General features: G+C 30.8%; 23 protein-coding genes. 3 read left to right on the plus strand and 20 right to left on the minus strand.

Annotated features, from left to right (window positions below):
• The first annotated feature begins 11 nt into the window (after positions 1-11).
• Positions 12-683, plus strand: coding sequence for a DUF4956 domain-containing protein (locus tag FGQ49_RS05295; protein ID WP_138268832.1), 672 nt, complete (start codon positions 12-14; stop codon positions 681-683).
• Between the two features lie 3 nt (positions 684-686).
• The gene (locus FGQ49_RS05300) at positions 687-2,081 is read left to right on the plus strand and encodes a CotH kinase family protein (protein ID WP_138268833.1); all 1,395 of its coding nucleotides are present in this window, start codon (positions 687-689) and stop codon (positions 2,079-2,081) included.
• Positions 2,082-2,189: 108 nt separating this feature from the next.
• On the opposite strand, the gene FGQ49_RS05305 is transcribed toward FGQ49_RS05300, so the two are convergent.
• Together FGQ49_RS05305 and FGQ49_RS05310 are read right to left on the minus strand one after the other, a co-directional pair.
• On the minus strand, positions 2,190-3,119 hold the full coding sequence (locus tag FGQ49_RS05305) for a hypothetical protein (protein ID WP_138268834.1): 930 nt from the start codon (positions 3,117-3,119) through the stop codon (positions 2,190-2,192).
• Positions 3,120-3,255: 136 nt separating this feature from the next.
• On the minus strand, positions 3,256-4,407 hold the full coding sequence (locus tag FGQ49_RS05310) for a hypothetical protein (protein WP_138268835.1): 1,152 nt from the start codon (positions 4,405-4,407) through the stop codon (positions 3,256-3,258).
• A gap of 527 nt (positions 4,408-4,934) precedes the next feature.
• Between FGQ49_RS05310 and FGQ49_RS10335 the strand changes: the two genes are divergently transcribed.
• The gene (locus tag FGQ49_RS10335) at positions 4,935-5,111 is read left to right on the plus strand and encodes a hypothetical protein (protein WP_171020599.1); all 177 of its coding nucleotides are present in this window, start codon (positions 4,935-4,937) and stop codon (positions 5,109-5,111) included.
• A gap of 20 nt (positions 5,112-5,131) precedes the next feature.
• Here the strand turns inward: FGQ49_RS10335 and FGQ49_RS05315 are convergent, their stop codons facing one another.
• From FGQ49_RS05315 to FGQ49_RS05400, 18 genes are all read right to left on the minus strand, one after another.
• Positions 5,132-5,401 (minus strand): phage holin, encoded by a 270-nt coding sequence (locus FGQ49_RS05315; RefSeq protein ID WP_138268836.1) that lies wholly within the window; start codon positions 5,399-5,401, stop codon positions 5,132-5,134.
• 673 nt (positions 5,402-6,074) lie between these two features.
• Entirely contained in the window at positions 6,075-6,803 is a 729-nt protein-coding gene (locus tag FGQ49_RS05320; RefSeq protein WP_138268837.1) for a peptidoglycan-binding protein, read from the minus strand.
• Positions 6,803-7,081, minus strand: a complete 279-nt coding sequence (locus tag FGQ49_RS05325) for a hypothetical protein (RefSeq protein ID WP_138268838.1) — start codon at positions 7,079-7,081, stop codon at positions 6,803-6,805. Before FGQ49_RS05325 ends, FGQ49_RS05320 begins: the two co-directional genes overlap by 1 nt.
• Before the next feature lie 433 nt (positions 7,082-7,514).
• Positions 7,515-7,967, minus strand: coding sequence for a hypothetical protein (locus tag FGQ49_RS05330; RefSeq protein WP_138268839.1), 453 nt, complete (start codon positions 7,965-7,967; stop codon positions 7,515-7,517).
• Positions 7,957-8,238, minus strand: a complete 282-nt coding sequence (locus FGQ49_RS05335) for a DUF2977 domain-containing protein (RefSeq protein WP_138268840.1) — start codon at positions 8,236-8,238, stop codon at positions 7,957-7,959. Before FGQ49_RS05335 ends, FGQ49_RS05330 begins: the two co-directional genes overlap by 11 nt.
• A complete protein-coding gene (locus tag FGQ49_RS05340) occupies positions 8,239-9,327 on the minus strand; it encodes a hypothetical protein (protein ID WP_138268841.1) in 1,089 nt (362 codons plus the stop codon). It lies immediately after the preceding gene.
• Between the two features lie 13 nt (positions 9,328-9,340).
• Entirely contained in the window at positions 9,341-9,670 is a 330-nt protein-coding gene (locus tag FGQ49_RS05345) for a hypothetical protein (protein WP_138268842.1), read from the minus strand.
• Positions 9,671-9,682: 12 nt separating this feature from the next.
• Complete coding sequence (locus FGQ49_RS05350; RefSeq protein WP_138268843.1) at positions 9,683-10,255, minus strand: hypothetical protein; 573 nt, start codon at positions 10,253-10,255, stop codon at positions 9,683-9,685.
• Between the two features lie 19 nt (positions 10,256-10,274).
• Positions 10,275-11,105, minus strand: a complete 831-nt coding sequence (locus tag FGQ49_RS05355; protein ID WP_138268844.1) for a hypothetical protein — start codon at positions 11,103-11,105, stop codon at positions 10,275-10,277.
• Between the two features lie 9 nt (positions 11,106-11,114).
• Positions 11,115-11,501, minus strand: coding sequence for a hypothetical protein (locus tag FGQ49_RS05360; RefSeq protein WP_138268845.1), 387 nt, complete (start codon positions 11,499-11,501; stop codon positions 11,115-11,117).
• Positions 11,502-11,512: 11 nt separating this feature from the next.
• A complete protein-coding gene (locus FGQ49_RS05365) occupies positions 11,513-13,603 on the minus strand; it encodes a hypothetical protein (protein WP_138268846.1) in 2,091 nt (696 codons plus the stop codon).
• Positions 13,603-14,214 carry a hypothetical protein gene (locus FGQ49_RS05370; protein ID WP_138268847.1) on the minus strand — a complete coding sequence of 204 codons (612 nt, stop codon included), beginning with the start codon at positions 14,212-14,214 and terminating at the stop codon, positions 13,603-13,605. The genes FGQ49_RS05365 and FGQ49_RS05370 overlap by 1 nt, the downstream gene beginning before the upstream one ends.
• Before the next feature lie 430 nt (positions 14,215-14,644).
• On the minus strand, positions 14,645-14,995 hold the full coding sequence (locus tag FGQ49_RS05375) for a hypothetical protein (RefSeq protein WP_138268848.1): 351 nt from the start codon (positions 14,993-14,995) through the stop codon (positions 14,645-14,647).
• Between the two features lie 16 nt (positions 14,996-15,011).
• A complete protein-coding gene (locus FGQ49_RS05380) occupies positions 15,012-15,830 on the minus strand; it encodes a hypothetical protein (RefSeq protein WP_138268849.1) in 819 nt (272 codons plus the stop codon).
• 758 nt (positions 15,831-16,588) lie between these two features.
• A complete protein-coding gene (locus FGQ49_RS05385; RefSeq protein WP_138268850.1) occupies positions 16,589-17,341 on the minus strand; it encodes a hypothetical protein in 753 nt (250 codons plus the stop codon).
• 1,220 nt (positions 17,342-18,561) lie between these two features.
• On the minus strand, positions 18,562-20,121 hold the full coding sequence (locus FGQ49_RS05390; RefSeq protein ID WP_243112221.1) for a PBSX family phage terminase large subunit: 1,560 nt from the start codon (positions 20,119-20,121) through the stop codon (positions 18,562-18,564).
• Positions 20,122-20,192: 71 nt separating this feature from the next.
• On the minus strand, positions 20,193-20,804 hold the full coding sequence (locus FGQ49_RS05395) for a hypothetical protein (RefSeq protein WP_138268851.1): 612 nt from the start codon (positions 20,802-20,804) through the stop codon (positions 20,193-20,195).
• Between the two features lie 143 nt (positions 20,805-20,947).
• A complete protein-coding gene (locus FGQ49_RS05400) occupies positions 20,948-21,646 on the minus strand; it encodes a hypothetical protein (RefSeq protein WP_138268852.1) in 699 nt (232 codons plus the stop codon).
• Between the last annotated feature and the right edge of the window lie 297 nt (positions 21,647-21,943).

Below are 21,943 nucleotides of genomic sequence, written 5' to 3' on the forward strand. Positions count from 1 at the left end.
GAGAAATTATAATGACATTTCAAGATATATTCAAATCAAGTTTTTTAAACAACATTGCATCAATTACGGCCTTTGATATGATACTATCGTTTCTTTTTGCTTTTTGTTTGGGGATTTTGATTTTTTTTGTATATAAAAATACTTTTTCCGGAGTTATGTATTCTTCAAGTTTTGGTATTTCCCTCATAGGATTATCTTTAATCACCACTTTGGTTATGTTATCCATAACAAGCAATGTCGTATTGTCTTTGGGTATGGTGGGAGCATTGTCTATTGTTCGTTTCAGAACTGCCATAAAAGAACCTATGGATATAGTTTTTTTGTTTTGGAGCATAGCAATAGGTATAGTAATAGCAGCAGGTCTTATTCTTTTGGCGGTGTTTGGAAGCATTTTTATTGCTTTTGTATTAATTGTTTTTGCTCAAAAAGATACATTCGACAAGCCATACATTCTTATTCTTCACTGCAGTGATGAAGAAACAGAAAAAGAAACAATGAAAATTATAAAATCAAAAGTAAAAAAAATATCGTTAAAAAGCAAAACCGTTACACCCGACAATATAGAATTAAACTATGAAATCAGAATCAAAGAAGAATCCACTAAATTTGTTAATGAAATAGAAAAGAAAGAAGGAGTAAACGCAATCACATTAGTTTCTTATAACGGAGATTATATGGGGTAAAAAATGATTAAAAGTAAAAAAATAGATTTAATATGTATTATCATAATTTTTGTTTGCGTTATATTTTCTTTTATATTGATATCAATAAAAAATTTAGGAATAAAATCTTCCACTATTCAACAACCATACGTAAACAAAATTTTTAATGATGAAAAAGTTCATATGATAGAACTACATATAAAAGACTGGGATAAAATGATTACAGAAGTTTCTGAAGAATATGTTCCTTGCAATGTAAAAATAGACGGAGAAATTTTCAATAATATCGGAATAAGAATAAAAGGTAACAACTCAAAACAGTTAATAGAAAAATATGGGCTGACAAGGTATAGTCTAAAGCTGGAATTTGACCATTACAACGATTCTACCAATTACTACGGATTGGATAAATTAAACTTGGATTGTTCTTTTCAAGATAACAGCTATATGAAAACATATATTACCTTTGACATGATGAAAAAAATGAATATCCCCACCCCTCTTTGCAGTTATACATGGGTAAAAGTAAACGGAGAAGATTATGGTTTGTTTCTTGCAGTTGAAGAACCGGAAGAGGCTTTTGCTTTAAGAGTTTTCGGTAAAAATCACGGTCAATTGTATAAACCTGATTATAAGGACATAAATGACCCCAATTTAGATGTTGCATTAAAATACACAACAGATGAAATTGATGAATATGACAATATATTCAGAAACGCAAAATTTCAATGTTCAAATCGAGATAAAACACGACTGATAAACTCTTTAAAAAATTTATCTGAAAAAAACAATATAGATAACTATGTAGATACCAACGAAGTGTTAAGATATTTTGTCGTACATAATTTTACGGTTAATCTTGACAGTTATCTCGGACAGACAGGACATAATTATTTTTTATATGAAAAAAACGGTAAGCTAAGCATGATACCATGGGACTATAATTTAGCTTATTGTACGTATTCCCTCGGTATGCCAAACCCTATAAACGATTCAACTTTATATGTAAATTATCCAATAGATACTCCTGTTTCAAATGAAATTGCCATAAATCGTCCAATGTTTTACAATTTAATGACGGAAGAAGAATACTATAATTTATATCATTTATACTTTAAGGAATTTATAGACATTTATTTTGAAAACAATTATTATAAAGTAAAAATAAAAGAAACTCAAAATTTAATAAAGGATTATGTAAAAAAAGACCCAACTGCTTTTTGCTCCTATGATGATTTTAATATCGCAGTTAAAACATTTGAAGATTTTTGTAATTTAAGAGCACAAAGTATAAAAAAACAACTTAAGGGCGAAATACCTTCAACCAATTACGGACAAAATAAAGACAAAAACAATTTTATAGACGCATCGGAAATTTGGATTCCTAATTTGGGAGAAATCAATGACTTAATTGATTGATAATTCCTTTAATATTTATTATAATGGACGTAATATAAACACATAAAAACTTTATCATATAAAAAAGGCACCTAAAGTGTCTTTTTTATATTCTATTAATAATTTATTTTAAAATCCCATACCATCGACAATGCTCAAATAAGCACTGTTCATCCCCGAATTTACACGTGTAAAAAGTTTGTTTGTTAAATTATATGTATCGCTGCAATGCCAAATTCCTTCGCTTTTATTAAAAGTTAGGTTAAAAGAAATATCACTTGTTTTATTGATATTACTCTCAGTTAATTTATTATAGTTTTCTATGAGTTTTACAAGATATTCCTCATCACTAAGCTTAGACGACTGATTTTGATTAATTGTTTCGTTAATAGCCAAAATAAAAATATCTTCATAGTCAGGAACATATAAGGTTATATTTATTTTTGCACTGCTTCCAATTACATCAACACTATTAACTTTATAATCTACGTTTTTAAGTGTATTTAATAACATTGTATTTATTTCTGATTCACTAAGATTATTTTGCACGGAAGAACCTATAACCATATCTGTAAAGTCTTTTTTTATTTCTCTTAAATCACTGTCAAATCCGCTTATATGTTCATTTGTATTTGAAGAAAGATATTTTTCATAAGTGTTTTCACTATCTTTTACAAATATAACATCTAAATAATTTTTTATTTTATCTTCACTACTTCCTAAGTTTTGAGTAAAATAACATACAAAAGAAGCAAGAACAATAAAAATAACAGCAAAAATAGTAGCTTTTTTACTAACCTTTATATTAGAAAATATATTCTTTTTATCAGATAAATTATTTGTCTTTTCAAGAACCTCTTCTCTTTCCTCTTTCTCTACTTCATCAAAAAACTCATCAACTTCTTTATTTTTTCCACTATTTTGTTCTATATTTTTATGAGGATCATTTTGTTTATTATTAAATAAAGTATATTCAGCATAAAAATCATCTTCTTCAGATGAAAAATATTCTTTTAATTTTTCTGAGTCATTTAGTTTATTATTGTTTTTTTCTTTCATTGTCTTTCCCCTTTTGTATATTTTAATCAAATTACCATAAGGGGTCAATATACAAATTTAATTTGTATTTTAAATATAATTTACATTAAATAAATGTAAAACTTTCATAATAAAAAAAGAGGCAATACCTCTTCTTTTAATACATATTTTGGACTAACTTATCAATTTCGATCATAGATTGCCTTTCTTCCGTATAGCTCCATGTAATTACAGCATTATCGCCTTTATATTCATTTTCAGCGACAAAATTATTGTCATACTCAAGGTCATATAATTCAGCCATTATATTGTCATAATATTCTACATCATGGTTATAAAAACCCGATAAGCTTCCGTAAATTATATTACAATAAGCAGCCATCATACTATCCCTGTCATAAAGCTGATTTGCAATATCATCTTCATTTTTTGGTTTTACTTCTATCCAGTTATAACCGATATTTATATATTCTATTTTATTTTCTTCATCTAAAAGAAATACAATATTAATATCAGGTTCTTTATCCATTTTTACTGTGCAGTGATAAAAATGATACCCCTCTCCCGCAGTGCTTGCATCTTCTACCGTAAAACCTTCAAGATTAGGAATTTCATAATCTCCCCATTTATTATCAATCATTGTAATGTTATGATTAATAATTGCAATAAAATCATCTTTATCTATTTGAATTTTTCCATCTTCAATAGGAACTCCATGTTTTTGATAGTAAGAAATTGAATTTTTGTAATAGCTATTCATAAACATTCCACATGCAAAAACTATAATAACAAGACCGGCTATTAATGCCATAAATCTTTTATCACTTTTATTTTTGATTTTTTGAGTTTCCTTTTTAACATTACTTTCATTAATAAATTGATTTTCTCTTAATTTGTTTAAATCAACTTCTCCGCTTTCGCTGCTTAAATTAACCAACTTACTTAAAGCTTCTTTTTCTATATTTCTCTCTTGTCTTACTTTATTTAAGTCAAGTTCCCCACTTTGAGCTTTTAAATCAGTGCTTTTTTCAACAATATTTTGTTCTTCATTCTCTTTACTTAATTTATTAATTTTACTACTTTTATTATTCTTTACAGTAAAAATTGCACTTACAACCATAAGTAATGCTCCAATCCATAAAAGAATATAAAAGTCAAAAAACTCCATTATATTAACAAAAAAAATAGGGCCTTTTTTATAATATATATCTATATAAATTAATTCAACAAAATATTTCCCCATAAATTGAGCTAAAACTAACAATAAACCAACAATAAACGCCGGTGCAGATAATATTTTCTTTGCCATTTCCCTTTTCTCCCTTTTTATTATTTATATTTTTATTTTAACATATTTTTTATTATCCTCCATTTTTTTATATATTCTAAAGCTACTATATAATAATTAAATTATTTACTAAATTATATTATAATATATACCCTTTTAAATAGTGCATTCCCCATATTTAAAAGGGTTTTAAAGCTTTTAAAATTGTTAAAAATCTTCTCAATTTCTAACAAATTTTATTAATTTTTTAAATAAACAATTGACATACTTAATTAAGTATGATATAATAATTATAGAAATTAGGAAAGAAATGAAAGATGAAATATCAGACATTATAAATTTAATGACAGCCATAGTTAACCTAGTAGCTGTCATCAAAATTTATAAACACACAAAAGGGGATTAAATCCCCTTCCCTTTCTAAATTATACATCTTTCTTTTTTAAATATCAATGGAAAATATTACTTTAATTATATCCATAATTGCATTAGTAATAAGCATTTACAATTTAATTAGAATATCGAAAAACAAATAAAAGGAGAAAAAAATGGCGGAAACATCATGGCAAGTAAAAGCAAAATATAACAAAAAGGCGTACACATCTTTCAGCACCCAAATCAAACCAGAATTATTCAACCGTATCGACAGTTACTGCAAAGAAAACAACTTATCAAGGTCACAATTTTTAACAAAAGCGATTGACTTATTAGAACAAAAAAAATAAGGGGCTTTAAGCCCCTTTTATTATTCCCCTATCTTCTCATCAGTAAGTAAATTCTCTCTATACTTATCAGCTTCAATAGCCTCTTTTGTAAAAGAGTTGTTTTTCCAAAATGCAAGAACCGCCGAAACAACAGTAGTTAAACCCGTTACAACTGTGTAAATTGTGTTTTCGTCAATATCCAAAGATGTAAAACCAAACATACCTAAAGCACTGTTTACTAAACTTACAAATAAAAAAAGAGTCCTTGCAATAGTACCGCTTGAAACATTTTTTAAATCAATATTTTTCATTATTACCTCCTGTTATATTTTATAATTCATATTAAACTTTAAAACTATCTTTAAACCTCTCCATACGCTGTCATGATGATAATAGGTGAAGTTTAGTAAATCTTAGTTATATATCTTTATCTCTTCACCATGCCCCACTCCCTAACATAAAACCCATTCAAAGTAATTATTTTAATTTCACTATTCTGTCCAACACCCTAAAATAAAAAGCATTAAAAGTATAAATTTAATTTTGTTGTCATGTCCCACTCCTTATGTAAAACCATTAAAAACAAAACCTAAATTTCATTATAATGTTCCACCCTACTAAATAAAACCCATTCAAAATAATTATTATCATTTCACAACAATGTCCCACCCCACTAAATAAAACCAATAATTAAGTTGGGGTGGCGGTAGCATCGGTTCATAAGAAAATCGGGTAGATTTTCCATGAAATCCCGATGCGTCTAAGCCTTCACGGCGATTGAGTGAAAGCATTTTGTCCAGTATTTTTTGCTTTGGAAAAATACTGGTCGCTCTTTAGAGCGAAACCCTAAAACGCCACGCCCAGTAGCGTCCTTTTATGTAAATATTTGGGCGAGCAAATATTTGGTGGGGTTCTTAAGGGGTAACACCCCTTAATATCGGGTTGTTAAGGGCAGACAGGGTTAGGGGCAAATCCCCTTATAAATTACACATTAATATGAACAGCATTACCCATATTAGCTGTTCCATAGTAACTATATGCTGCCCCCAAAGAATATGCTTTTGATTTTATTTTTGCCTTATCAATACCAGAAATATAAATATCCGCTGCCTTACCTTCCATATGTTTTGAAGTTGAAGAAGAACCGCTTACTTCTGCATTGTGTTTTTTACATCTAAGCCCTGATGTAATTGTTATAGGCTTACCAAAATATTCTCTTAATTCTTCTAAAATATCAATAAGCTTTGAACTCATCTCAGCGGGGTATCCATTACAATACTTACCCCCGCACTGACATTTAAACTCTGATTTTTTAAAATACTTAACCTTATCCCAATTCACTTTTGAAGATGAAGAACTTGAAGAAGATGTATTCTTCAAAGCCTTAATAGTATTACTTCCTGCAATACCGTCCTGAGATAAACCTTTCTTCTTTTGAAATGACTTAATTGCCGAAACGGTCGCATTTCCAATTATTCCATCTACTGTAAGTTTTGCTCTATTTTTATTAAGTAAAGTTTGTAAATTCTTTATGTCTGAAATTAATGCCGAATCTGTCTTACTTCCATAAATTCCGTCTTGTGTCAGCCCTTTAAACTTTTGATAACTCTTTACTGCAGAAGTCGTTTTACTTCCGACTTTTCCGTCAACACTTCCGGTATAAAATCCATAATAGTATTTTAAATTAGATTGATAATTTTTTATGCTTAACACTAATGTCCCTCCTTATTTTCAAGTTTTATTATTCTTAATTCATGTTCATCAAGTATCTTGTCTTGCTTTTCGTTATGATCCCAAAGTCTTTTTCTCTTCATTGCCATTTCTTCTCTACTTTCTTTAAATTCATTTTTTAAATCTTTTAAAACATCATTTAAGTGATTTAAAGAAGTTTCTATTTTTGTAACCGCTCCTGCAAATCTGCTTATATTGATTATCACGGTTATAATCAGTCCTATAAGAGCAATAATTATTGTTATTTGTCCCTCTGTCATCTCATAAAATCACTCCTTTATTTTTTATTAAAACCACTAAAAAAAATTTCTCTAAGGGGTTTCACCCCTTATACCCCACCAAATATTTGCTCGCCCAAATATTTGGATAAAAGGGCGCCACTGGGCGTGGAGCCGTAAACGCACTCGGATTTCATGAAAAATCTACCCGATTTTTCTATAAACGAGTGCTACCGCCCCCCCTAACTTATTATTAACTAAAGCAGGATTTTATCACACTCTCATTAAGTTGGGGCGTGGGTAGTGGTCGTTTCAAAAATCTCGGGTAGAGATTATTAGAAAATCCGACCACGTTATAAGCCTTCACGGCGTTTGAGTGAAAGCCTTTTTCCCATATTTTTGGGCTTCGGCAAAAATATGGTCGGGTTGTTAAGGGTGGAAAACCCTTAAATATGGGTTGTTAAGGGAGAATCCCTTAAAGCGTTACCTCCTCCCAACCAGCAGGATAACCACTCGGTTCCCAAACATTATTATCAACTTTTGATTTATAAACTTTTCCGTTTGAAGCAATACAACACTCATCAATCATATACATACCACTTTGCCCCATAGGTGCAACATATGGTTTTGCTTTAAGAGGATTTTTTGTGTGGCATAAGCTCCACTGTGCCCTTAAATTTTCGGGGTGATCTTTGTAAACTGTGCTGTCATAAGGTTGTAATAACTGCCATACTTGTCCGTTATCTTTTACTACCTGCCCCTTTGTCCAGTTTAAATACTGATGTAATTCGGGGTTAAAATCGGGAATATCATCTTCCCTGTCAATTATCGCTGTTCCATCAAGCTCGGGAGCTTTTTCTTGGAATAAAGTTGCAGAGTTTAGTCCAACTTCTCTCATTTTATTTAACACATATTCCTTAGACTCCATAGCTGTTTACCCCCTCTCTTATTGCTTTTGCCAGCTCATCATAAGTTACATAATCGTTTCCGCTTGGCTCCGGCTCAGGCTTATTTTGTTCCTCTTCCCACTGCTTTTTCTTTTCTTCGTCAAGTGTTAAAATTCCGTTTTCATACTTATAAAGAAAACATGGTAAATCATTAAAATCTTCAACACTTAAATCTACTTCTATACTGTTTTCAACGTCTCCGACAGTTGCAAAAGCAACAATATATTTATTTTCATCTAAACTTATTTTCATTTAACGTACCCCCCATATTTCTCTAACGTAATATTCTGTTCCACCGCCAATAGATTGTTCTGTTCTAATAATATTATTATGAATTGGAATATCTGTATTAAGTTGAGTATCTGATTGTTTAGTAAATCTTCCTGTATATATCGTAACTGCGTTTGCGTTATATGTTGTTTTTGGAACCGAGTCGTAACACAATACACTTTGTGTCGACATTTGGTTTTGTTCTAAAACTGGATATATACCAGCACCGAAAGGATCTCCCGAAGTAGCAGAACTTATGTTAAATACTAAATATCTATAATTATTCATACTTTCATTTAATGTAATAACACCTGTTTTTACTGCTCCTTCAAATAGTAAAGTTCTTGTAATTTTTTTTAGCTCTGTGATATTATTTTGAATATTTAAAACTTCTTCTTTTACACTTGTAATAGTATCATTGATATTTTTCCCTTGTGCAGCACTTAATGCTTTATCTATTTCCGTACTTGTAAGATTATTAATAATTTCTGTATTATTAGCTCCATTTTCAATTCCATTTAATTTAATTTTATCAACAGAACTCATAAGCCCGTTTGTTTCTGTTGTCACAGTTTCATAAGTCGTATCGATAAACACTGCATCAGGTGGAACTGCTGTTTCTACTGTTAAATTATTTACTTTATCAGCATTATTAGCATTCTCTGCAATATCAACAACACCGTCACCATCTGTATCATATACACTTTTTAGCATATCACCACTTCCTGCAGTAACAAGATGTTCATCAATATAGTTTTGTAACTGACCTTCAATTTGTATTAAGTTTTCTTCAAGGTCGCTTTGTTCAACTTTATCATTAAACTTTTCTACAACGGTTTTATCAAGTGTTTCAAGATTATCAAGTTTTGCTATGTAATCATCATCAACAAGACTTTTCCCTAATTCTTTGTCAACTTTTAAATCAAGACTTGCATTTACATCTTCAAATCTATTATCAAGATGTTCGTCTACTATTTCTTCAAGATGAGTATAATCAAAACTTCCCGTATCTCCTTTATCGCCTTTTTCTCCCTTTAATACGGGAGTATCAACAATTAATTCAATTGCCATTTTTTTCTCCTTTCTAAATGTTATAAGTATTTTTGTTTACAACTTCGCCTATTTCTAAATTTCCTATATCCGTTGAATAACTATCTCCTGTTTTATAAATAAACTTCACATCATATTCCACATCATCGCCTTCTCTAAATCTTGTCATGTCTTCCTGAGAAAAAGGAACGAGAAAACCTCGCTCCTTTTCAAAATAACTTACTTCACCCGGATATTCTTTTATTAACTGTTTTACACCTCTTCCAAAAGAAAAAAGCACCTTAGATATAATGCTTAAATCTAAAATGCTCTCTTCACTTACTTTAAAAAATAAATATCCGCTGTTTGAATATTTTATCTGCATAATTCCTCCTTATTATGCTTGGGATTTTCTGAATTGAAATTCTTCTTTGTTTAAATCCAAATTTCCTTTTCCTAAATACCAATCCTTTAACCCTGAAGCAATACTTAGTTTTTTACTAAGCAGAGTATCTAAAGCTTTGTTTCTTGTATTCATTGTGTTATATGCAAGTTCTGCAAGTTTAGAGTTTTTGGTGTTGTAGGCTTGTGCAATTTGATTGTCAAAATTCATTTTTGCCTGTTCTGCCGTTGTTCTTGCCTGTGATATTCTGTTTTGTGCGGTTGTAAAGTTTGCACTTTTACTGCTTTCGGAAAAACCGCTTCCGCCAAGACCGGCGCTTGCCTGTTTTTCTGCATTGTATCCATAGGGATTAATGCTTTTTAAGTAATCAGCATTTGCAGCTCTTGCATCACGGAATGCATCTTTGTCTGCTTGTACTTTCTTTTGCTGATATTCTTTTACTTGTTGATTAGTATCATTCGTTATGTTTGTTTTTGCCGAATTATAATAATTATTTACAGCATCATTAGTATTTTTATAATACTTATTCGCATACGAACTTAAACCACTATATGGATTGCTTGCCATAATTTACCTCCTTTTTATATTAACTTTTTACTATACTGCTTGATGAAGTTTTTAAATACGAACTCTTAACTTTGTATATGCTTGAAGGTTTTATATATACCCCTTTTACCTTTGATATATTAGAAGAGCTTACTTTTATATATACTTTAGGTCCCCCATTAAAAGTAAGAGTTCCGCTTTTAGATAAAGAATTACTATTACCAAGAAGTGTAGAACCGCTGTAAGTTTTTAAATAACAAGTAAATGTTATAGTCTTATCCTCTCCTAAAATATCCTCTAACTTAGTTAGTTCACTGCTTGTAAAAGATACGGTATTCCCGCTTTTATAATTAGTTACGGTTTTTGAAAAAGTCTTACATTTTATAACTAAAGTATCATTAAAAGCTGAATTATATTTTGTATAACTTGCCTTTATTCCCTTATATTCATTTACTATACTTAAAGAGTTTAACTTTGATATTCTCTTTATTGTAGGAAGTGTAAAGTTTTTTGAACTTATTGTAGCTGTTCCAATTGCAACACCACTATAATGTTTAGCACTTACACTAAAATCTCCTGCACCTGATGAACTATGCTTTATGGTAAAATCAGCCTGTGTTAATAAACACGGATTTTTATAAGTATCAAAATTAGTTTTAGAATTTGTTTTCTTTACTCCGTCTACTGTTATATAGCTTATATGATCGTAAAAGTTCCAGTGTCTGTAACTGTCTTTACCTCTAAGCCATAATTCACAGTGTATTACTGTTTTATTAGCTTCTTTATCTTGACTTTTTACTTCCCATTCCAAAGATATATAAACATCATCGTTGTTTGAATATTTTCCCGTTACTTTTCCGCTGCTTGCCATATCTCACCTCTAATACACAAATACTATTGAGCCAATGGGAAGATTAGCTCCATAATTTGAAGTTGTGGGAACTGTTTTTGAAAATACTATTTTAGGTGATGTATTAACTGCTTCCGATGTACTTTCACCTACATATATTTTAGCAATAGTATTATCCACCCTATTTGTTATACTCTCCATATCGGTTTTTATCTTTTCTATGTTCGTTGTGTTCGTGTCAATATTTTCTATAATTTCATCATTTACTTTAGGAAGCAAAACCGAGTTTAAATACTCTTTTATGTCTACACCGGCTTTATCAAAAGTCTGTCTCAATTCTTCACCTGAAATCATCGGTGTATCTCCAAGAGGCTCTATATTTCTTACATCTTCATCAAATCCAATCAGTTTATCCATCAACCATTCACCTACCTTTTAATATAGTTTCCTTTGTAACCTTCCAGTGTGAAAGAGAAAAAGCCGAAAGGTCTCGATTCTTTTTTGTCAATTGTTTCGCCTTTTAGTTTTATTTGAAGTTCGTTAAATTTCTTTTGTTTCGTTTTTATTACACCATAGTTATTATCCTGATCTATTAAAAAACTTAATGTCCTAAAATCCAAATCTATAAATGAAAAACCGGCATTTTTATATGTTGTTATATACTTATATTCTTTGCTTTTGTTGGTTCTTATGTATATTCCAACACTGGAATTTCCCATTACTTTAAACTTTGCTATTCCACCTCTTTTGGAAGTTGTCTTTAAATGGTTTATATCTGAAAAATTATCGGATTTTAATAAAATATAGTTTTCCATATTTTCTTCATTATCCTTATACAAGGTTTCATCAAATACGCATATATGCCCTCCGTCTGTTGCAAAATAAAGTTTATTGTCAAAAGATTTTAGATATATACCCTTATATTCATTTCTTTGTTCATCAAATACTCTAAGTCCTTCAAAATAAAACCATTCATACTCATAACCTTTATTTACTTCAAAAGTCTTTCTGCTATCTGCAAGATACATATTTCCGTTTATAAGAATACATAAATACCCTTTGTATATATCCATAGATGCATCAAGATATTTATCTTCATTTGTCATTTTAGGATTAACAAGGCTGGACCTTTCGCATACAAAGTCCGAAGCATAAATATCGCTGTTTAAGTCGGAATATTTAAGCCCATACATTCCTTCTTTCGTTAAAAAACATACATCATCTTTAAAGTTTATACTGCATCCAAAACTTCCAAAACTGCTTTTACCCTGCTTTACGGGATAAGTTTTATAGTATTTTGTTTCCGATTTACCTTGAATATTTGTTATTGTAATCTGCTCAGTGTCTGGCTTATGATAAAATAAATTATTGCCGCCTTCTTTTGAGTCCTTAAATACCCAAAGAACATTACCCGCAACCGTAATGGAAGTTATATCTTCATTATCACTTCCATCCTGATAATAATTAAGGTCAGAGATGTATTCAGGGTCGTTTAATTCGCTGTAAAAAAGACCATTTTTATATGTTTTACTACCGCTGAAAAATACTCTATTATCAAAAACCGCATTAATTTTACAATTATTTATTCTGTCAGCGTACCCATCAACATCTTTATAAAACATTATCACTACATTATCTTGACCTAACGTATCAGCCATTGGAGGGGCTACGTTAAAAGTTATTGTTCCTTTTTTTATGTCAATTCCATTTTCTGCTAATTTAAACGTATCGGTCTTTGTTGTTACTTCGCCGGTCTCGGAATTCTTAACGTCATATGTAAGACTGGTTCCGTTTTTTAAGTCAATATAAGTGTCATTTATCCATGCTTTAACATAATTTATGTCGTTATTTTTAAATTCCGTTGTATCAAGAACATAAACCTTTGTTTTATTATCTCCGCTAAAAGAATTTTTTCTAAAACCCGTTAGAACATTTACGCCTTGATAACTTTCTCCCCCTCCGTCCGGAAGTCTTGAAATTGAAGTTGTAGGAATGAAAGGAATATCAAAACTACTTTCAGAATTTTCACTGTCAATTTTAAGAACCTGTTCGTTTATCCTTTCTTTATTACCTACTTCAATAAGGTTTTCTCCGTCAAATCTGTAATAAATTAAACCGTCATTTATGTATAATTTTTCGTTATACATAAAACTCATTGACTTACATTCGTTCATTTTATCCGAAAGTAAAACAGTGTTTTCTAAATTTATTTGACTAGGAAATTCTTTATATAAATATAAAAATTTTCCTATATGCACTAATGCAAGATTATCCGAAAGAGTGGTATAAATATGTATACCGTAGATTCTCTTGTTTAACTCGTTATCTATTAAAGAAGAAAAATCAGCGATTAACTTATAACCTTCTCTTGTAACCACACACTGAGAATCATCAAGATAATCTTTCCACATATTGACCATCATTGGAGAGCGGTTATCACTAACATTTCTTGCCTCTCTTGAAAAATCCACGCCTTTTATGTTCTTATAGGTTCTTTTTATGGTTTCTGATTTAGCCATTATAAACCTCCGCCGTAGATTTTTACGGGTCTTACTATTCCCATTACACCGTTTTTCGTTATATCAAGTGCCGAAATTATCTTTGCTGCCTTTTGGTCAAAGGCTGTATAATCTGCTCCGACATCTGTTTTTAAAACATCGCTTGCAACATGATAACAAAGAACAATAACCGAATTTACATCAAGGTCAAGTTCCGTTTCGTCAAGTTTATCATTTGGTATATCGCTTAAATCTTCACAGTAAGGCTTATACTGTGCTTCAATAAGTCCTTCGTAATTATTTTTAATATATAACTTTTTATTTAAGAAATAATAATCTATATCTTTATAATCTGACTTTATTACCCTTATTCCAAGAAACTTGGCACAAAGTGAACCAAGAGAATAAGGCTTGTATTCATCTCTTGACATTTCATTATCAATTTTAACTTCGATTTTCTTTGCCTTTATATTTTCGCTTTGATTAAATAACATTTGATAATGAATGTTTATAAGAGGAATAAGTCTTTTGTTTATATCTTCATCATCGGAAGTATACAAATCATTTGTAGAGTACTCTTCAATTATCGCAAGAATATATCTTTTTATCTCTTTTATACTTCTTATACTCATTATTTACCTCCTTTTTCTCTAAGGGGCTTTGCCCCTTAACAACCCCACGACTTTTTTACACGCCTAAAAAAGTCGAATAAAAGGGCGCCACTCGCCGTGGGGGCTTATAACGTGGTCGGATTTTCTAAAAATCTCTGCCCGAGATTTTTGAAACGACCACTACCGCCACCCTACCTTATTATTGGTCAGGGTAATATTTAACCATATTCCCATTAATTTTGGTTTGGGGTTATAGTTAAATGGGAGGGGTAGCATTCCAGCTCTAAAAATACGGGTAGTATTTTTAGTAAGCTTTGGAATGCGTTTAAGCCCTCACGGCGTTTGAGTGAAAGCCTTTTTTCCATATTTTTGGGCTTCGGCAAAAATATGGTCGGGTTGTTAAGGGTTGAAAACCCTTAAGTTTGGGGGTTTTAAGGGGGGGGGACTCCCCTTAAGGTAACTCTATTACCCCAATAGAAACAGTTCCTGTTACGGTAACTTTAACTTTTCCTTTGTTTACTTTTACGTCTTTGTATTTACCGCTTTCGATTACAAGAGTTCTCATTTCTCCGTTTGGAATATCAAACTCAAATTCTGCCGCTTCTACTCCTTGAATACCATTTCCACTGTGTACTTTTACTTTTGCACCTTCTGATGAAGCCGAAAAAATCATAAGTGTTTTATCGTCGCATCCGTCAAAATCAATTAACGCTCCGTCTGTTGTGTCAATTGCTGTTAACTCAGGATATTCTCCAGGAGTGTTTCTTTTTATTTTTACTCTTTCAATATTTGTTACTGACATATTTTATTCTCCCTTCTTACTCTGCTTCGTGAGCTTTTATTGTATATAATTCTTTTGGTCTTACTGTTTTTGTTCCATAAACAAGTAACCCTTTTACAGCGTCCATAAATCTCTTTTCAGGTCTGAATGGCTCAACATTATCAATTTGTTTTCCCGCTGCAATGGCTCTGTTTGTTCTTATCATTAAGTAATCGTCTTTTCCGTCGTTGTATAAGTTGTTACTCATTTTTACGTAAGCATTTTTGTATTTACCAAGAATACCTTCTTCGATTAGTTTGTCGTTTCTTGTTTTTAATTCAATAATCTTGTTTTCAAATACGTCGTAAGCCCATGGAGTTAGCTCAATTACTACTCTTTGTGTCATAGGAACTCCGTTATCTCTTAACCATACAAGACCTTTGTCTACTAATTTTTTCATATCATCTTCTGTTGATACAGCTGTTGACGCTGAAAATTTACCTGCATTTTTTGCTTCTAAGGCAATGTCATATTCATATGCTTCAGTTAGCCCTGCTGTTGCTTCGGCTCTAAGTGATGACATTAAGCCCTTTCTTGATTGTGCTTTGTCAATATCATCAACTCCAAAGTTAAAATATTTTGCCTTGTCGATGTCTAGATAAATACTTGTATCTTTTACATCTTCAGGATCGTGAATGTCGCTTCCGTCATAATCTCCGATTGTTGGTCTTGCAACTCCAAGAATTTTTACCTTTCCTGCTTGTTTAATGTCTCCGTCAAAATCATGACAACAGTCCTTGTCCAGTACTGCCATTTTTTCCAAATCTCTTAGTATGTTTGCACTCCATACTGTCGCTTTAAAATTGTTATAACTCATATTTTCCTCTCTTTCTTTTATAAAAAAAAGAAGTAACTTATGTTACTTCCCTCATTTTTTCGATATTTTGATAAATATTTTCCCTTTCCCTCCCATTACTTTTCTTTATCCTGTATTTATCAAATATATCTTTTGATAATAAATTTATGTTTTTAAATATGCTTTTCTTAAACTTAACACCTCATACCTTCATCCCACGCCTAACCTCGTTTATAGAAAAGTAACTTTAATATAATAAAATTTACCCTCAACTAAAAACCATGAAACACAAAACCTGCATTTCATCCCCACACCAACCCCCCCTATATAAATCCCATTCAAAATGAAACTTTCCATTTCATCACCATGTCCCACTCCCTACATAAAACCTATTCAAAGTGAAACTCCCCATTTCATCACCATGTCCAACACACTCACCTAAAAATTATTCAAAGTATAAATTTGATTTTATTACATTGTCCCACCCTTTAACATAAACATCATTTAACGTAAAACTTAAATTTCACCATGATGTCCCACACCCCTAACATAAAACCCATTTAAAGTGAAACGTCCCATTTCATCGCCATGTTCCACTCCCTACCATAAAACCAATAAGCAGATGGGGTAGCGGTAGCATCGGTTCATGAGAAAATCGGGTATATTTTCCATGAAATCCCGATGCGTTATAAGGCTCCACGCCTAGTGGCGCCCTTTTATTCGACTTTTTTAGGCGAGTAAAAAAGTCGTGGGGTTTAAGGGGTGAAACCCCTTATCCACTACCATCTTTCAATAGACCTATTCACAATATCAAGTAACTTCGGATTTCTCTTAAAGTCCTCAACCGTAAAATCGTCCACTTCATCGGCAGTGTAATAATCCTTAATACCTCCGGGCTTTTTATTATCTTTAAGACTTCCCGCAGGAGAATAAGTGTTTTGCTCCTTATTAAGCACACGACTTTCATAAACATTGTAGACATCCATTAATGGAACATCATCTCTGAAATATTTGGCAAAGTTTATAAAATCATCACTTCTAAGTACGCTTGGATCTTTACCAATATTTCTAAGTTCATTTTCATTTGTTCTAAGGGATAACTCACTTGAAAGCCTGTTTAAAAGAACTTCCGATGTTGTATCCAAATTATTTGAATGTAGAAGTTCATTTAATACTTCGTTCATATCTTCATCTCCTAAAGATATGATTTCATCAGCATAATAATTTCCAAGCTTTGTCTGGCTTAAAGTGTCGTTGTCAGAATGTGTGATCTCTTCATCCATGAAGTTTTCCATATCAGAAAACTCATCAGCTTTTTGTTCATAATCTTCTTCGTAATCTTCATTAGGCTCTTCATCAAAATAAGTATCTTCCTCTTGTTCCCGCTCGTCGTCATAATATTCTTTTTCGGTACTTAAGCCCTCATCATACTCAGATGAATCGTAACCATATGAATCGTCATAACTATCATAGTAATCTTCTTGATTTAAATCATCTTGTGAAAATGATTGTCCTTCGTAATTTTCTTCCATATCATTTCCTCCTTTTCTTTTGTCCGGACTTTTACCTTTAACGTAGGTAAGGCGCATAATTTATAGTCTTATGAAGACTTGACACTTTAAGCATTCCCACCCAAAACCACCCATAAAAAAAGACACTTTTTTAAGTGCCTTTAAAGTTTTAAGATAAAATGAAATTACCCTCAAAACATTTTATTTATTTTTCCATAATATATAATAACATAACTTTTCAAAGTTTTAATCCCAACATATTCCCATATTTTTAAACTATATTTATAATTATTTTGTTAGGATATTCTTGTTTAAAATTTATTACAAAATATTTAATATTTTTCTTAATTTATATTATATTTTTACTTTAATACTATTGTTTCTAACATAAATTACAATATAATAAAATTTATTACGTATTATTTAATATTAAGATACATAATATTAATCCTACTACATTATCCCAAACTATAAATATCAAACCATAAAAAGCGAAACATTTCATTTTATTACCATGTTCTTTTTCATAACATAAAACCAATAAACATAAGGGGTAGCAGTAGCATCGGTTCATGAGAAAATCGGGTAGATTTTCCATGAAATCCCGATGCGTTACAAACCCCAAGCCCAGTGGCACACTTTTTTATTCAATTAAATTAACTTTTGTAAGACCAATAAATAGACGGGGTAGCGGTAGCTTTTGCCCAGTAAAACCCGAGCAGAGTTTTACTAGACGTTAAAAACATTATAAGGAAATTCACCCAGTGGCACATTTTTTATTCAATTAAATTAACTTTTGTAAAACCAATAAATAGTCGGGATGGCGGTAGCTTTTGCCCAGTAAAACCCGGGCAGAGTTTTACTAGACGTTAAAAACATTATAAGGAAATTCACCCAGTGGCACACTTTTCTATTCGATTAAATTAACTTTTGTAAGCCAAATAGGCGGGGTAGCGGTAGCATCGGTTCATGAGAAAATCGGGTAGATTTTCCATGAAATCCCGATGCGTTAAAGCCTCCACGCATAGTGACATACTTTTTTATTCAGGTACATTAACTAAAATTAAGTATTATTAAACTAATAAATAAATGGGATGGCGGTAGTGGTCGTTTCAAAAATCTCGGGTAGAGATTTTTAGAAAATCCGACCACGTTATAAGCCCTCACGGCGCTTGAGTGAAAGCATTTTGTCCAGTATTTTTTGCTTTGGAAAAATACTGGTCGCTCTTTAGAGCGAAACCCTAAATAATTTTGATTTCCCCACCAAAATCACCGCCGCTTTTACCGGGCATTTCGGCTTTAAAGTGGAAAGTTCTCGGTTTAACTATTTTCTTTTTAACCATTTCCTGTTGTTCTCTTATGTGATAAGTAATAGCAAGCCCCATAACCAAATCATCATGAGCCCCAGCTGCCGCCTCAGGTCTTCCCTTTTCGTTTCTTACAAAACTTAACATCTCTTCTAAAGTAGCCTTATCAACTATTTTTTCTCCCTCTTCACGCACTATCTTTATTAGATTTGCTATTATTATCGGTCTTGTTATCCTTGTTGTTACAAAACCAAAGGAACTTATCATTCTTCCGGTATATGTATCTTCCCTTTTCCTTACATAAAGTTTAGGATAATCAAGCCTTTCAAGTTCCTTGTTTGGATAGGTTGAAAAGTTTGTTTCAATTCCTATAAGCGCATCATTATAATACTTTCCAAGACAGTAAACCTGCCTTGCATATAAATCTTCATCAAACTTGTTTTTTAAAACAGCAACTTGATTTCCGGTAATATTATCTATTACGTGTGCCGTAAAATTATCGCTGCCTTCTCCTGCCGTATCTCCTCCAAGAACATAAAAAGAGCTTTTATCCACATCTTCGTAAATGTTTATAAAGCCCTTTTCATCTTCTATAAATTCTATGTTTTTTATTTCCTTTCCGTCATAATCATATTTAAAATATCCTGTCTTTATGGGTTTTATATTCTTCTTTAACTGCCTTGTTACTGTGGATACATCAAACACACTATCACCCAAAACACCCCACATTCCAAGACAGTACACATTGTAATAGTATATATCCGTATCCTTGTAGCTTTCGAGTTCCTTTTTGTATTCATCATCTATAAAATGATTGTCTTTATAGGTAGTATGAAGATAGGTTGCTCTTCCGGTATCAATAAGGGAAGTCTTAATCCAGTGGTTTATGTCTATGGGATTTAAACTCATTACTATCTGCTTCTTTGTTTTACCACCCCTTAAACGAACGTTAAGCTGTTTGTAGTCGTCTTCCTCTGCCTCACTGGCTTCTTCTATCCATACATCCGTTAATTCACCACTTTCAAAGGTTGTTGATTTTATCTTTTCTACATCATCAAGTCCTTTAAATATAATCTGGTTTAAATTCACCTTACAGGTAATGGTAAAATCGCTTTTGTTTATCAAAAATAAATCCCTAAGGTTCCACTTGTTTATTATCTGTTTAAAAAGTGCAAAGGTGGAAGTTCTGTTTGTATTTCCCGTCTTTCTTACAACAAGTATATTGCAAAGATTGTTTTTTAGTATCTTATAAATATATCTTTGGACTACAAAAACGCTCTTTCCGCTCCCCGCTCCTCCATAAAATATAAGTAACCTGTCATCATTATCCAAATATGGTATATAAACCTCGTTAAATACCTTTTTAGATATTTCAATACTGTAACACTCATCATTTACTTTTTCTTTAAATGGACCTTCCATATTTTCAAGTTCACTGTTTCTGATTTCCTCTTTTAATTTTTCTATACTGTCCTTTCTTTTTTTATCTTTCAAAATAAACATCTCCTCCTTTATTATTAATTTATATAAAAAAGACACCCCTCGGTGTCTTTTCTATTCTTAATCTATTCTATCCCCATTAATTCCAAAGTTTCTTCAAGATCAACCCCCTCAGGCAGCTTCGTCCTGTCCATTTCTTCAACAAGTCCGCCAAGCATTGCGTTTAAGAAATCAAGGTTATCTTTTTGTTCTGGTAGTTTGCTAATAACAACACTATAGTCACCTCTGCCAATATCAACATCATCCTGCTTTTTGTATACATACATTACAGTTTTTTCTTTATTATCTATTATTTTGCTACCTTCATGTTCAAGTTGCTTTGCAAAGTATTTTTGTATTTCTTCTTTACTTATGTTTTTATTTTGTTCTATATACTTATTTGTTGCCATAACCGCATTTTTATAAGCTTCAGCATAATTATAAGAAGTAACCTTTATTTTTACTTTAAAATATCTATTTTTTTGCTCTAATATACTTCCTTGATTTATTAATTCAAAACATTCTTCTTCCTCAATAATATTATATTCAATGTTTTTATTTACTTTTTTTATTACATATACCTCTTTTGGATACATCAACATAATCATATTTTTATATTCAACTACATCTTCATCTTTTGAAGTTAAATACTCATAGCACTTATTTTTTAAATCATTTGTAGGAATTTTATCATACATATAGAAAAAAAATAATAATAAGATTAATATAATAAAAAAACATATATTAAAAATTATTGTTTTTATTTTATTAAAATTACGTTGACTTTTATTATACATAACATATTCCTTTCTTTATCATTATATATTTTATTATAATATTATCATTCTTTATGTATAATTATCTCTTCAAGATCAACCCCCTCAGGCAGCTTCGTCCTGTCCATTTCTTCAACTAGACCGCCAAGCATTGCGTTTACTAAGTCCATATTATTCTTTTGATTAGGAAGAGGGTAAATAATATAAGTTTTTATTTCCATTTTTGAACCGCCAATCTCATGTTCCTTACTACATCTATATACAATATTTGTAGTCATCTGGTTGTTTTGTATAATTAGCTGTCCTTCTTTTTCTAACTGTTCATAAAAATATTTTTGTATTGCTTCACGGTTTAAAGAATTATTTTTATTTATAAATTCATTTGTTTTTAAAACTGCATTCTTATATGCGTTTGCATAATTATAGCTTTTTACATTTATACTAACTTTTACATAAAATGACATATAAGATATATTCATAGAATTACTATCAATAACTTCTCTATCTGTAATTGTATATGTAATATTATTCTTAATGAACTTTTCTATATCCTCTTCATTTGGATACATTATCTTTAATATTTTTAAATAATTATCATTAACATTATTACATTCTTCTAAATAGATACTGCTTTTTTTATTCAAATCTTTTATAAGATAATCTTCTTCGCTTGGATTTAAAATAAAAAATAATACTATGACAACAATAAAAAGAAGTATAATTTTTATTGCTTTTTTTAATTTTTTATTGCTTTTGTAACTCATCAATTTTCCCTTTAAATTTATAAATTAATTTTAATAAATATTTTATATATCAATTTAACCTACTTTATATCTAAATATAACACAATATAATAATATTTTATATATTCAAATTATATAATATAATATTTATTAGTTACACAATAAAAATTCTTAATATTCATTTTCACAAACAAAAAAAGACACCCCTCGGTGTCTTTTCTATTCTTAATCTATTCTATCCCCATTATTTCCATTGTTTCTTCAAGATCAACCCCCTCAGGCAGCTTCGTCCTGTCCATTTCTTCAACAAGTCCTCCA

Origin of the sequence: Anaerofustis stercorihominis (genome assembly GCF_005844425.1) — a bacterium.
Taxonomy (GTDB): domain Bacteria; phylum Bacillota; class Clostridia; order Eubacteriales; family Anaerofustaceae; genus Anaerofustis; species Anaerofustis butyriciformans.